Origin of the sequence: Microcoleus sp. B5-D4, assembly GCF_036705145.1 — a bacterium.
Taxonomy (GTDB): Bacteria; Cyanobacteriota; Cyanobacteriia; order Cyanobacteriales; family Microcoleaceae; genus Microcoleus.
This window is the reverse complement of the sequence record NZ_JAUBTV010000084.1, coordinates 1-13371: the sequence shown is the minus strand read 5'-3', so window position 1 is coordinate 13371 and position 13371 is coordinate 1. Positions and strand designations below refer to the sequence as shown.

Here is a 13371-nt window from a genome sequence, read left to right as displayed (position 1 = left end):
AATACCTGTAGGGGCGGGTTTTACCAACCATATATGTCTCAAATTAACGATCTCGTAAACCCGCCCCTTTTAGCCGATCGCACCTCTACGAGATTTAATCAAAAACAGATTCGCTTTCTCGTAATTAGGACGTTCTGGCAATTTAGTTGCAGCAAAAGCGCGATCGAACTCACCGTGCAAACTCAACCGCCAGCGATTCACCTCATCCCAGGATATTTCTTGGTTGCGGATAGATAAAAGTTGCGATCGATAATCCTGCACCCGAACAGGCACAAACCCCTCCTTTAGCACCGTAATTCCTGACAGCAACAAGCGGATTAAGTGCATCGCGTGCTTCCAACGAATTTCCCCGGTATTGCGGAGGTCTTGCTCCATTTTTTTAAATTGAGACAAAACGTAGCTATTGTAAGTTTGATAAACCAATTGAGAAAGAAACATTTCCCGAATTTCCAGCAATTCTTGTGCTACAGGAGAAACAGTTTCTACTAAAGGCGTGTACAAACATTCTAGCACATTTGGATTAGCTTTTAGTGCCAAAACTAGAAACTTTTGCAGTTCCCAATAGCATTCCTCATTTTCCTTGTTTTCCAATTGTTCTGGGATGCCGTAAAGCGACCAATGAAGTATTGCCGGCGGCAGGTAAATCCCGCGTCTGTCTGTATCGGATTGCTCGTTATCAAGACCATACGCTCTAGAGCCAAGAATGCAGCGGTAAATTACAGAATCATAGAGGTTGTATTCTGCAAGAAAATCTCCTCCTGACTGCAATCCTTCGCTCTGAAACTGCTTGCGGATACTGAGTTCGTGCCGCCGCAGACTAACTTGTGTTCCGTCTGGGAGTTTGACTAAATATGCGTGGGAATTGTCCGTAGGCGATTGAACGATGACGCCTACTAATCCCGGTTTCCAAGATTGGTCGCCGGCGGGGTTTTTGACCTCTATTTTGGTGACAATTTGGGTTCCTGCGGGTAGGATTAAGTTGAAATTTTGAGGAATATTGGCATTTGCCATGAGGGAACCTCCTCCGGGGACACGAGCTACGATATTAGTGTAGCATAGGTGTAGTATATAAGGGAAGTTTTGGGCGATCGCTAGGAGTCCTCGCCCGTGCTACGGCAGTTTGGGCCTTGTTAAACATTGTCTTCAGATTGAGCAGGATGAGGTTTTTTATCAGTCGCGCCGGTTACAATGGAGAGGTTGCTGAAGTTAGATCGTATTATGAAGATATAAGTGCGGGAGTTGATGAGTTTTATAGATAAATGAATAATGAAAGTTAGAGAAGTTATTAAAATGTTAGAAGATGATGGTTGGTATTTAGCTAGAACAAAGGGCAGTCATCGTCAATTTAAACACCCAGAAAAGGCGGGGACTGTCACGGTGTCAGGTAATTTAGGCGTTGATATGCCAATTGGTACGCTTAAAAGTGTTTTGCGGCAATCTCAACTAGAGGAGGAAGATTAATGCGTTATGCTGTTGTAATTGAAAAAGGTGAAACTAGCTACGGTGCTTATGTTCCCGATTTACCTGGATGTGTAGCTGTGGCTGAAAGTTTAGAAGAGGTGAGGCATTTAATTAAAGAGGCGATCGCATTTCATCTTGAAGGACTACAAGAGGATGCTTTTCCTATTCCCGAACCAGTCTCTATTTGCGAATATGTTGAAGCTTAAGCTAAACACCAATTACTTTTTATTTCCAGTCGGTTTTTTTCCCGCTTAGTTTTCCCCTTATACCCCCTTTTCACTTTCATGTTGTGCAGGAAGTGCTACACGCCCATGAAAGTCATGATAACGATGTGAAAAGTCTTCTAAATATGGACTTTCAAGCACAGCACGTCGTTTAGCAAAATTATTATTTATTTGATTGTATAAGAAATCAGCATCTATCGCAAAATTTTTTTTAAAATCTACTGTTAATTCTGGTATGCCTTCCTGAGATGATTCACGTTCTAGAGGTATTTTTTCCAAAAAATGGTATTGCTGATAACGATTAGATTTAACTAAATTCCAATCTGCTGAATTTAGCTGAACTGTTTTGTTGGAGCGAATTTCTTGAGCTGTATATACTTGACAAAAAAGTATAGAGTTTAATAACTTATTAGGTTTATCTCGATTTGGCCTAGCGCTATAGTCCCAATCTAAATCACAGTTTTGAGTAACTATAATTGCATAAGGATGAACAATAGGTTTAAACTGAATTTGATCGAGGTACTGAATTTGATTGAGGTTTGGAGAAGATTCACTTGGAACTGGTTTAATCTGTATAAGTCCAGTCAGAATTTCCCCTTGTCTAAGAGCCTCTTTGTCATTCGAGGCTCTGTAAATCCAAGGTTTACGCATGGTTAGCTACTCAAAATCTAGGACTAAAGGTGGTCTGACTTCGCTAGGTAATACGCTACCAGTAAGTAATCCTAATTCTTGAGGTAAGGTAGTTTGTCCTAAATCAGACCGACAGTCACTATAATATTCCACCATTTGTTCAAGCACGTCAGATGCTTCTTGCAATCCTTCTGGAGTCTTAGCAAAAAGCAGATTGAGTAGCGTTAAGCACTTAACCCAAGCGATCGTGTTTTGATTGAATTGACCAAACCATTCACCACTAATAGGTGGTTCGATGGAAACTTCGATTTTTAAGCTAGGAGTACCAGATGCTAAAGTGTGCCGATACTGCGTCTGAGCAGGAGTGGGTAAAACTTCATACCTTTGTCCAATTATATTTTTGCTTTGAGTACCACCAGTTGTTACGTGCATAGGATTATATTGGTTGAGGTCGCATTGCTCTGTGCAACTCTTCCGTGATACCCCAGCGGAAGAGATTTCTGGCTGTATGGTTGTAGTTATCGAGTATTTTCCAGGCATTTTCACTCCTTTCTACTTTATCCTCAGTAAAAAAATCAGTATCTAATAAATAAGCTGTTTCATCTATACCTCTTTCTGTGTCCCTAACGTTAACAAGCCCATGATTAAAATTAACTTGACCGAATTCCGTTTTTAGCTGTAAATTTTTAACAAAGTTTTGAATTGAATCTGCTACTTCTGGTGTATACAGTTCAGAAGCAATATGTTGCGGTATTAATTCATGCCACTTTTTGTCTTTGATATTTAGTTTTGACCTAATAATTAAATCACGATATCTTAGTCCTGTTCGTGAATAAAAAGAGGGATTATATATTTTTTCAAAAAGTTCTACAGCGCGTTTAAATTTATCAATAAAATTTTCATATCTTTCATACTTTGTCGTAGCAAGCGTTATAGAGTTTTTGTCTAAAGATATCTGGCAACTCAAGTCTTCTGACTTAAATTGATAAGTCAAGTCAATTGAAGTCAAGTCACTGGTAAAATTAGAGGTAAATTGGGTTAAAAGATTAGATAGCTCAACCGGGATCTGCAAATTTCTAGAAGTTTCAAAAATTGGGTATTCAAACCTTATACTATCTTGAAAGTCTACAGGCTGTTGGCTGGCAATTTTCAGGATAGTTGGAAATCTAAGTTGAGCAATAACCTCAATTAGGGGGCTGTCCTCATAAATTACTCTTTCATAGTTTGGGAGCTTCATTTTTTCAAAGTATCCATTACCAATTTGAAGAGCGTCTATTACTCTAGCTTAACTTACTTCCAAACAGAATTACATTCAGGATAGATGCCATCGCCTTTTCCCAATCAAATTTTACAACTTAAAAATATGGGCAATACAGGATTTGAACCTGTGACCCCTTCCGTGTGAAGGAAGTGCGCTACCACTGTGCTAATTGCCCGCAGATAATTACCATACCATACCAAGTCCAAATTTGCAACTAAAATTTTCCTAAAAATTCAGCCGCTTGTTTCCGACTTAAACTCGACACAATGCCAAGAAAACAGGCATTTGTCGAGTCTGGCATCAGTTAACCTGCCACCAACCCGCGGACGGGCCGACAAACCGCACTACAATCCACCAAGCAACCAAAAGACTAATCCCCATCCAGCTTCCGCGACTTGTCCACTTCACAAAATCTTCGCTTTGGGTTTTCGTGATTGGCAGCCAGGGAACGATGCGTTCTTCTTTACCGTATTCGTCGCCGATCGACTCTTTGCGACGCTTAGCTTCACCCATAATTTTTGTCTACTAAATTACTTTTCAACTGGATACCTAACCAAATTATACGCCAACAGGTCATCTCAAGCCTGGGTCAACCAAGTCGTATCCAAATAATCAATCCTCGCAAAAGGACTCAAAGCCGCTAAAACCTGCTGTCCATAACTGCGGTGAATCACCCTGCTGTCGAAAATCGCCACAACCCCTTGACGTTCTCGCACCGGCGCGATCGCCCGTTGCAATTCATTCAGCGCCGCCGGCAGCAAATACAACCGAAACCAATCCTTGCGCCGTTCCTTATAATAAGCCACACGCGCCGTCACCAAAGGATTCTCCAAAGAAGGTAGCGGCAAAGTTGCGATCGCCAGCAAGTGAGGCGCCCTCAATTCCCCCTGATGTTCCCGCCAAAACTCCCACCCAGTCACCAAAATCGCATTCTCGCCCACATCTGTTTTTTCTACCTGCACCCGAGAACCGAACTCAGAAGCCAAAATCGCCGCCAGCCGAGCCTTCAGCGGTACATCACCAACTACCAGCACCGTTAAACCCGCCACCGACGCGCTCATCAACAGCAAAGTCCGAATTTCTTCAATTAAAACACCCTGAAATTCCGGCGTATTTGGCAGCGGCAGCCAGTTGGGAATGTACAGTTGAATTAATTCGCTTTGTCGATCGGGCGAAAACTTAACGCTGGTCAATTCTGGCAGTCCCAGCATTTGCCGGAAGATCGGAGCCTTCGGTTCCACATCCACCGCCCCCCCAATCAACACCACAGGCTGACAATCCCAAATTTGGCTCAAAACCTCAGCCACCTGAACCGGCGCGCAGAACAGAGAAAATGAGCCAGCCTCCCGATTAATTTCCGCCCACCGCAATTTTCCGTTTCCTTCCCACCGCTGCCAAAAATTGCTCCAAGCAGCCGGAATCAGCGAATTTGGCTCGATCCTTTCAAACAGCCCCTGCAAAATATTTTGCTCTGCGGTTTCCAGCAAATAGCACTCCTCTGGTTTCGCCGGATGCTGAAAGAAAGCGCGCGTTAGCAGTACCCGCCCTTGGAGGATTGCATCGGCTTCCAAAGGCTGAGATTGCATTAAATCATTCCAGTCAGCAGGTTGCAAACACGCCGTCAATTGCTGGCGCGTCCAAACTTCCAAGTCATCCACACCGTCGATAATTGTCGGAATATTGCTCGGAAGTGGCGAATTCGCCGCCAAGCGAGCCGCCAGCCAAGACTGCGGATCTGCTAGCATCAATCCTTGTCCAGTGGCATTATCGGAATAAGTCTCGATCGACCCCTCTGTTTCCAACCACTCTTGCAAGCGCGGAATTTCTACCGCCTGCAAATGCTCGATCACCCGTGTCGGCGCCACTAAAATCACAGGTTCCGGCCACATCAAAATCGGCATCAAATAGCTGACTCGATACCGCTGTCGGTAAGCTCCAGCGGGAAGCCCCGTTTGGATCAGAGCGCTGCGCCCCAAGCGCAAAGCCCGCGCCACGAGCCGCGCCATCGTTAAATGGTGGGGCCAGTGCGGCTCGGAGTTCGATCGCAGGAAGCGGAGCAGCGAATTGTGGACTTCTACCTCAATCAATCGATTGTACTGTTAACATTCCTCAATCAACATAATCAAAACTGGCCAGAAAATCAACTACTTTTTGACCGAGAGGCAAACTGAAATTACTCTCCTGATGAGCTGCACCTCCCTTCCCAAAATTCCCGTGAGAATTCACCATCAAACTCTCCTGTCCCGAACTAATTAAAATAGTTTGCGTAGGTGAGTCAAAAAACTTTGTTGGCTGACTCACCCGTGAGATATTAGAGACAAAATTTATCAACTCATTTAATTTATTTGTAGCTGTACTCAATGCTTTACGCAACTGCACTATTCGTTTATCATCCAAATTTTGAGTTTCGATATTTTTGCCGATAACCATAATATTTCTCTGAGTTTGTACAGCATCCTTAAAAGGAAGAATCGCTAAAAAAGCTGCTGGCAATAAATGCTCATCGCTCTCAAATCTAAAAGTTAGAGTTGTGCGGCGGTAGCCGACTTCAATATTAGGAGGAAAATTCATGGCCCGGTAATGCCGAGATATTTCGCTGTAAGCTGTTGCTAAAGTGCTGTTTGCTGAGTAGTCTAAAAGTGCGTCAACCACAATTTGCACTAACCCAGGCGTGTGACTTAAAAATTTTATCGATTCTGACTGCGACTTAAATTGTTGAATCAGAGTGCGATCGCCAGCGGGGCTGAGGTCAACCCACTGGCAAGTAATATCATCTGCAATGATGCCACATCGAGGAACCAAATACAGTTTTGCTCCTGTTAAAGTTGCTCCCCTCAAATCAGCGCCCACCCAATCTGCATTAATCAAATTTGTTTCTGTCAAATCAGCGTGAACCAAACTAGCACTTGCTAAATTAGTATTTCTTAAATCTGCTCCGTTAAGGTTAGCTCCGTTCAATTTAGCACAGCTCAGATCGGCGCCGTTGAGGTTAGCTCCCGTCAAATCAGCCCATTTGAGGTTAGCTCCGCTCAAATTGGCACTGCTGAGATTCACCTGTTGCAAAGAAGCTTGTCTCATATCGGTATTGCTCAAATTGACGCCGCTAAATTCTGCTTTCGTCAAATCCGCGCCATGCAAGTTAGCTTCTTGAAAGTTAGCTGAAGCAGCCGAAGCACCGGAAAGATTTGCACCGGAAAGATTAGCACCGCACAGGTTAGCTTCCGTCAGTTTTACATCTCTTAAATCTGCTTCAGTCAGGTTGGCACCGCTGAAGTTAGTTTTGCTGAGTTCGCAGCGGACTAATTCGCATCTAATCAGGGAGGCTCCGATTAATTGAGCTGCACTTAAATCGGCTCTGACTAAGTTTGCTACGTTGAGAGTCGCCCCGTTTAAGATTGCCCGCGACAGGTTGGTACTGCTGAGTCTAGCCACATTCAGGTTAGCTTCGCTCAAGTTAGCGTCGCTCAAGTTAGCGCCGCTGAGGTTGGTGACAAATAAGCTAGCCCGCCTTAAAATTGATTGGCTGAGGTTGATGCGGCTGAGATTAGCTTCATTCAGGTTGATTCCTGTGAATTCTCTGTCGCCTTCAGTGTATCTTTTGACGATTGCAAATCGTTTGAGCAGTTCTTCAGCTTCCATTTGTTTACCTGAATAAAATGGCGATCGGCTAACTTTTATATGGCATAAATAGAAATAATATCAAATTAATTTATAGTATTTACTCACCGAGCTGATAAAAGCTTTTGACAAACTCAATGACCGTATTTAGCGGCGGGGTGGTAAATCTTTGGGCTTTAATTGCAGGACTGATAGAGGTTTTGTTGACTCCGGGCAAATTTGTCAAGTTTCTGCCAAAATCTGGGTGATAGTGAATCATCAAAGTTTCGGCGCTGGAGTTAGCGAGTACAGTTTGGGTAGGCGATTGGAAAAAACTTGACATCGGTTCGCGATCGAGGCGAATCGGTTGAATTTTCATTTCACCTATTTTTCTCATTGTTTTGGTCAGGGCGACGTTTAATTGCACTACCATATTTGAGACTCTGACGCCCAGGTTATTACCACTTTGGGGTTGAATCATCTTGATCAAAGTAATCAAATTTTTCTGAGTAAATGCTGCATCACTAAAGGGAACAATCGCAACGAAAGCGGTGGGAAATAGTTGATCGTCCTGTTCTATTTTAAATGATATGATTGTGCGTCTGGAATTAACTTCGATACTGGGAGGATGGCTCAAAGCAGGGTATTGACGGGCAATTTGGCGGTAGGTAGCCGCGAGGACAAAGTTAGCATCGGGGTCGAGGGGTCGATCGACAATAATTTGAACTGTCGGCGGTGTAGCATTGAAAAACCTTTGAGATTCTTCTGGGGTAAAGCGCTGAATGTGGCTGCGATCGCCGTTAGGACTGAGGTCAACCCAATCGCAGGTAATGTCATCTGCTTTCACATCAAACCTAGACACCGCGTAAATTTTTGCCCCCGTCAGGGCCGCCCCCGTCAAATCGGCGCCCACCCAATCAGCGTGAATCAAATTCGCTTGAGTCAAATCCGCGTGTACCAAAGTAGCGTTCAACAGATTGACATTGCTCAAATTTGCCCCGTACAAGTTGGCCCCGCTCAATCTCGCTTCATCGAGGTCAGCACCGGTCAGGTTCGCCCCGCTGAGGTCAGCCCACCGGAGATTAGCGCCTCGCAAGTCAGCGCCGCTAAGGTTTGCTTGAGACAGATTAGCTTGTCTGAGTTCGGCATTGCAGAGGTTGACTCCTCGCAAGTCTGCCCTGCTGAGGTCGGCTCTGTGCAAGTTGGCCCGTTCCAAGTTGGCCGCTGTTAGAAAAGCGCCTCTCAGGTGAGCCCCGCTGAGGTCGGCTTGCTCTAGATTGGCTTCTCTGAGGGTTGCTTCTCTCAAATCTGCTTCGCTGAGATTTGCGCCGGTCAAGTTGGCACTACTGAGGTTTGCTCGAATCAGTTCGGATCTGATCAGTGTAGCTTCGACGAGTTGGGCTTCGCTGAGGTCGGCTCGAATCAAGTTAGCTACGTTGAGGATAGCGCCGCTGAGGTTGGCTTTGTGGAGATTGGCACCGCTGAGTCTGGCAACATTGAGTTTGGCTTTTCTCATGTTGGCGTTTGACAGATTGGTGCCGCTCATGTTGGTGAGGCTCAAGATTGCCTCACTGAAATTAGCCCCGCTGAGATCGATCCTGCTGAGATTTGCCTCGCAAAGGAGGATGGCAGTAAAGTCTCTTTCTCCTGCTGCATATTTGGTGATGAGTTCTTCGGCATCCATGCTTTTAAATTTCCCTGATGTGTTAGCTAGAACAAAGCTTTGTTGTGCCAACCTTTAAACTAGAATAAGCATTTTCTGTAACTTGATGCAATATGCCTAGACATCTATATTGTGGAAGCCTTTTATAAAATCCAAAATGCTAGTGATATTAGCTTGAGCCAATTTTGTGCTTTCGGCTAATTTACCCGATGGTGAGTTACTTGGCTCGTATTTTTTAATTAGGCGCTTGCCGAAGGCGGGGTGGTGATATACGCTGAGTCTTTGATCGCGGGAATTAATTAAGCTCATCTGTGTGGGAATTTGAAAGAAATTGATGCTTTCACCGATTTTTGGAAAAGAACTGGAAATTTTGATTTGGTCTACTTTGCTGATAGCTTGGTTGAGTGCTTTGCTGCATAACTGGACGTGTTTAGATTCTTTGACGTTAAGTTTGCCTGCATCGTGGGATTGAATCATTTTCATTAAAGCTATTAGGTTTTTTTGAGTTATGGCAGCGTCGTTAAAAGGAATGATGGCAACGTAAGCGGTGGCAAATAATTTATCATCGCTGTCCATTTTAAACGCGAGTACGGTGCGCCTGGAGCTGACTTCGATCGTGGGCGGCTGACTTAAACTCGGGTATTGTTGGGCAATTTGGTAATAAGTTGCAGCTAGTGCAAAATGAGCGCCTTGGTCTAAGGGCGAGTCAATCACAATCCGAACTGTGGGCAAGGTTTCGTGAAAAAATTCCTGGGTTCCTCCAGAGTTCAACCAGTAAATTTGGCTGTGGTCGCCGTTGGGACTCAGATCGACCCACTTGCAGGTCATGCCTTCGGTTTTGATGCCGAGCCGCGAAACTGCGTGAAGTTTGGCTCCGGTTAAGGTGGCTCCGGTTAAGTCGGCTCCAATCCAGTCGGCGCGGATCAGATAGGCATTTGACAGGTCGGCGTGAACTAAGCTGGCATTCAGCAAGTTGGCGTGGCAGAGGTCGGCTCGGCTGAGGTCGGCACCGCTCAATTTGGCTTCGCTGAGGTCGGCCCAGCGCAGATTGCAGCCGCTGAGGATGGCCCAGCGCAAATTGACGCCGCTGAGGTCGGCGCCACTGAGTACGGCTTGAGTGAGGTTGGCTTGTCTCAGTTCTGTGCCTCGCAAGTCGGCGCCGCTGAGGTCGGCTCGGCTGAGGTCGGCTCCTTGCAGGTTGGCTTGTTCGAGGTTGGCTTCTGTCAAGCACGCGCCGCTGAGGTGAGCGCCTCGAAGGTTGGCTTGAGCGAGGTTGGCTCCTCGAAGGGTGGCTTCGGTGAGGGTGGCGCCGCTGAGGTTGGCTCCGCTAAGGTTGGCTCCGCTGAGCTCGGCTCGAATTAGCTCGGCTCTGATCAGTTTTGCCCCTGTGAGTATGGCTTTTTTGAGGTCAACTCGCACTAGGTAAGCGACGTTGAGGTCGGCGTCTGTGAGGTCGGCGCCGCCTAGATGGGCGCCACTGAGTCTGGCGATGTTGAGTTTTGCACCTGTGAGGTTGGTTTTGCTGAGGTTTGCTCCGCTCAGGTTTGCTACACTCAGATTCGCACCCTTGAGGTTGGCTCCGCTCAAGTTGACGCCGCTGAGGTTGGCCTCAGTCAGGTTGATTCCGGCAAAGTTTCTTTCTCCGGCGGCATATTTCTTCAGGAGTTCCTCGACTGTCATGGGGGCGGCACCGTATCAAATATCCCCATTTTATTGCTATGAATATCGGTATTGTAGGACTGGGTTTAATTGGTGGCTCGATCGGGCTGGATTTACGATCGCGCGGGTTTAATGTTTTTGGGGTTTCGAGTCGGCAGCAGACTTGCGATCGGGCGCAAGCTCGCGGTGTTGTCAATGAAGCCAGCATAAACCTGTCTCTGATGGCAGCAGCCGATGTGGTTTTTATTTGCACGCCACTGGGGTCGATCGAGCCGATCGTCCGAGAGTTGGTGCCCTATCTTTCCCCTGATACTATTGTAACCGATGTCGGTTCCGTAAAAACACCCATAGTGCAGGCTGTGTCTCCTCTGTGGCAGAATTTTGTAGGGGGACACCCGATGGCGGGGACTGCTGAAAGCGGCATTGAGGCGGCGATACCGGATTTGTTTGTGGGCCGGCCTTATGTGGTGACGCCGCAGGCCCAGACGCCGACGCTTGCGGTGGATAAGGTTGAGGAAATTGCGCGGTTGCTGGGTGCTAAAGTTTACCGATGTGAGCCGGAAGAACACGATCGAGCTGTGGCTTGGATTTCTCATTTGCCACTCATGGCGAGCGCGACGCTGGTTGCTGCGTGCGATCTTGAGGGCGATCGGGATATTGTTAATTTAGCCCAACATTTGGCGAGTTCGGGTTTTCGGGACACGAGCCGGGTGGGGGGTGGCAATCCCGAACTGGGAGTGATGGTGGCAAAGTACAATCGAGAGGAATTATTGCGATCGCTCTCTATTTACCGCGACTGTCTCGACGGGTTCATCAGCGATATCAAAGCCGAAAATTGGCAAAGTCTCGAACACAAGCTGAAGCAGACTCAACAAGCGAGAGAGAATTACAACTTGTGAGCCAAATATTAATTAAAACGGTTCCCGTTTAGATTATGATTTGTGGATGCCTATATATTGATTTTCAATGTACATTTATTCTCGACTCAAGCGATTTTTCTAGGCACAAACCGGGTTTCTGACACCGCTTGGTAAATCATCTATATTTATTAAAACTTCAAGAAAAGGGTTGACATATCAAAAATGATATGTTATGAGTTGAGTAATTAGAAAAGTTGCCTTTCAACTTATCTTAAAAAAGATTGCGGCTGCTGAACCCAAGTCTTTTGTTTTCTAAAAAATCTCTTCAACTTTTGGGGGTTGCTATGCAACCCGCAACAGACTATTTATGCAGCTGCCAAAAAACTTGAACAGGCTTTTGCGAGCTTTGTCTCGGCAAGGTCTTGATGTTAGTTACGACAATAAAGTCTACTCCATTTCTCTCAATAGTTCTCTGAAAGAACACTGGCAAAATGCCGATGCTCCAACTGCAGAAGTTTTGCTCCCAGAGGATTTTCCTGTGGAAGCAAAGGCGCTCAAACAGTTGGCAAATTTGGCGAATGTTCGACACCCTCAAGGCGGCTGCGTTTGTCGCGCTTGCGCTACTCCTGACTTCCATCCAGGGGATGCGGGGGTGGCGATCGGCTCTATTGTAGAAACAGCAGGAATGGTGATTCCGGCGGCTACCGGTTCCGATATTAACTGCGGGATGCGGTTACACGTTGCGGATTTGTCGATCGAACAATTCCTCAGTCAGCGCGATCGCTTTGTAGAATTGCTCAAAGGCGATTATTTCTTCGGTACTCGCGATGTTAGCATGACTGCAAAAACTGCTCGCGCGATGTTCCAACACGGGATGCCCGGATGGCTGGATGGTATGCTGGACAAGCCAACCGGCAGCGCGGCTAATTCGGATTTCGAGCAGTTGGCGACAGAGTGCAATCGCACTTTCCTCGGCGGTTCCATGAATGGCGATGTCAAATGGGCTCCTGAAGAATTAGTCCCAAATGACGGCTTAGTCAGGGATGGGGGGTTAGCTACCATCGGTGGCGGCAATCACTTTGTGGAAATTCAAGTGGTTGAGGAAGTTATCGATCGAGCTACGGCTTATACTTGGGGAGTTCGATCGGGACAAATCGCTTTCATGATTCATTCCGGTTCGCGGAATGTCGGCAAATATATCGGCGGAATGTGGCGCGATCGAGCTTGCGAGGCCTGGCCGAAAACCCTGAAACATCCTGAATCCCGGCTTTTTCCGCTGTCTGTCGCAGCAACTCCCGAACTTGTGAACAGCTACCTGCAAGCGGAAGCAACAGCCGCTAACTACGGCTTTATCAACCGTTTGCTGCTAGCAGAACTTCTGCGGTTGCGTTTGCGACAAGTTTTCGGCGATGTGGAAGCTCCCTTAGTTTACGATTTGCCTCACAATATCACTTTAGCTGAAGGTGCCGGCTGGGTAACGCGCAAAGGCGCTTGTCCCGCACATTCCGGTCAGCCTGTAATTGTACCGGGTTCGATGGGCGCGCCGTCTTATTTGCTGGTTGGGAAGGGGAACGATCGATTTTTGCGATCGGCCTCTCACGGTGCAGGAAGGGCGCGATCGCGCTTCGATATGAGTCGCGCAGGTGCTGATAAAACTGACTCCGCTTTGGGATTAATCGGCGTAGATTGCATTACCTGGCGCGAAGAACGCAGAATCGAAGAAGCACCGGCAGCTTACAAGCCAATTCAACCAGTAATTGACGTTCAGGTTGAGGCGCAAATAGTTGGTGGAGTCGCTAAAATGAATCCCCAGAGTTAGATTATTGTTCGCAGCGCTGCTAGTCCCGCCAAGTGGATTGGGTAGAAGTAGTAAAAAAATTTTTTTTCCACTGCCGTTGGCTTTCGGTCTCTGCTTGGGTTGTGCCAACTTAAGATTAGCGGTGTCAACACTGCGAACACTTGAAGAAGATATCCTGATGTTGCTGCATAGATGACATTGGTTATAAACCAAGCAAT

Annotated in this window: 14 protein-coding genes and 1 tRNA gene; 4 read left to right on the top strand and 11 right to left on the bottom strand. The window is 46.4% G+C overall.

From position 1 onward, the window contains the following. Nucleotides 1-69 precede the first annotated feature (69 nt). Entirely contained in the window at nucleotides 70-1011 is a 942-nt protein-coding gene (locus QUB10_RS27645) for a DNA polymerase beta superfamily protein (RefSeq protein WP_333206394.1), read from the bottom strand. Between the two features lie 255 nt (nucleotides 1012-1266). Here QUB10_RS27645 and QUB10_RS27640 point away from each other — a divergent pair, with 255 nt between their 5' ends. Further along, nucleotides 1267-1461, top strand: a complete 195-nt coding sequence (locus QUB10_RS27640) for a type II toxin-antitoxin system HicA family toxin (RefSeq protein WP_333206393.1) — start codon at nucleotides 1267-1269, stop codon at nucleotides 1459-1461. After that, on the top strand, nucleotides 1461-1667 hold the full coding sequence (locus QUB10_RS27635) for a type II toxin-antitoxin system HicB family antitoxin (RefSeq protein WP_333206391.1): 207 nt from the start codon (nucleotides 1461-1463) through the stop codon (nucleotides 1665-1667). Before QUB10_RS27640 ends, QUB10_RS27635 begins: the two co-directional genes overlap by 1 nt. Nucleotides 1668-1724: 57 nt before the next feature. Here QUB10_RS27635 and QUB10_RS27630 read toward each other — a convergent pair whose 3' ends face one another. The 9 genes from QUB10_RS27630 to QUB10_RS27590 all read right to left on the bottom strand — a co-directional run bounded on the left by QUB10_RS27630 (nucleotide 1725) and on the right by QUB10_RS27590 (nucleotide 10516). Beyond that, nucleotides 1725-2336, bottom strand: a complete 612-nt coding sequence (locus QUB10_RS27630; protein ID WP_333206390.1) for a hypothetical protein — start codon at nucleotides 2334-2336, stop codon at nucleotides 1725-1727. Nucleotides 2337-2342: 6 nt separating this feature from the next. After that, a complete protein-coding gene (locus QUB10_RS27625; RefSeq protein ID WP_333206389.1) occupies nucleotides 2343-2747 on the bottom strand; it encodes a hypothetical protein in 405 nt (134 codons plus the stop codon). Between the two features lie 4 nt (nucleotides 2748-2751). Continuing rightward, nucleotides 2752-3552, bottom strand: a complete 801-nt coding sequence (locus tag QUB10_RS27620) for a TIGR04255 family protein (protein WP_333206388.1) — start codon at nucleotides 3550-3552, stop codon at nucleotides 2752-2754. Nucleotides 3553-3679: 127 nt separating this feature from the next. Continuing rightward, nucleotides 3680-3751: transfer RNA gene (locus QUB10_RS27615), tRNA-Val, on the bottom strand. A 125-nt stretch (nucleotides 3752-3876) separates the two neighbouring features. Further along, nucleotides 3877-4089, bottom strand: a complete 213-nt coding sequence (locus QUB10_RS27610; protein WP_333063857.1) for a DUF2839 domain-containing protein — start codon at nucleotides 4087-4089, stop codon at nucleotides 3877-3879. A gap of 65 nt (nucleotides 4090-4154) precedes the next feature. Beyond that, complete coding sequence (locus QUB10_RS27605) at nucleotides 4155-5663, bottom strand: helicase C-terminal domain-containing protein (protein WP_333206387.1); 1509 nt, start codon at nucleotides 5661-5663, stop codon at nucleotides 4155-4157. Between the two features lie 22 nt (nucleotides 5664-5685). Beyond that, the gene (locus QUB10_RS27600; RefSeq protein ID WP_333206386.1) at nucleotides 5686-7215 is read right to left on the bottom strand and encodes a pentapeptide repeat-containing protein; all 1530 of its coding nucleotides are present in this window, start codon (nucleotides 7213-7215) and stop codon (nucleotides 5686-5688) included. 79 nt (nucleotides 7216-7294) lie between these two features. After that, complete coding sequence (locus QUB10_RS27595) at nucleotides 7295-8857, bottom strand: pentapeptide repeat-containing protein (protein ID WP_333206385.1); 1563 nt, start codon at nucleotides 8855-8857, stop codon at nucleotides 7295-7297. A 96-nt stretch (nucleotides 8858-8953) separates the two neighbouring features. Continuing rightward, a complete protein-coding gene (locus QUB10_RS27590; protein WP_333206383.1) occupies nucleotides 8954-10516 on the bottom strand; it encodes a pentapeptide repeat-containing protein in 1563 nt (520 codons plus the stop codon). A 38-nt stretch (nucleotides 10517-10554) separates the two neighbouring features. Here QUB10_RS27590 and QUB10_RS27585 point away from each other — a divergent pair, with 38 nt between their 5' ends. Further along, the gene (locus tag QUB10_RS27585; RefSeq protein WP_333206381.1) at nucleotides 10555-11394 is read left to right on the top strand and encodes a prephenate/arogenate dehydrogenase; all 840 of its coding nucleotides are present in this window, start codon (nucleotides 10555-10557) and stop codon (nucleotides 11392-11394) included. Between the two features lie 328 nt (nucleotides 11395-11722). Continuing rightward, nucleotides 11723-13174, top strand: a complete 1452-nt coding sequence (locus QUB10_RS27580; RefSeq protein ID WP_333206379.1) for an RtcB family protein — start codon at nucleotides 11723-11725, stop codon at nucleotides 13172-13174. On the opposite strand, the gene QUB10_RS27575 is transcribed toward QUB10_RS27580, so the two are convergent. Next, a partial coding sequence (locus tag QUB10_RS27575; protein ID WP_333206378.1) for a hypothetical protein occupies nucleotides 13171-13371 on the bottom strand: 201 nt, incomplete at its 5' end. The two genes, QUB10_RS27580 and QUB10_RS27575, sit on opposite strands and share 4 nt — an antisense overlap.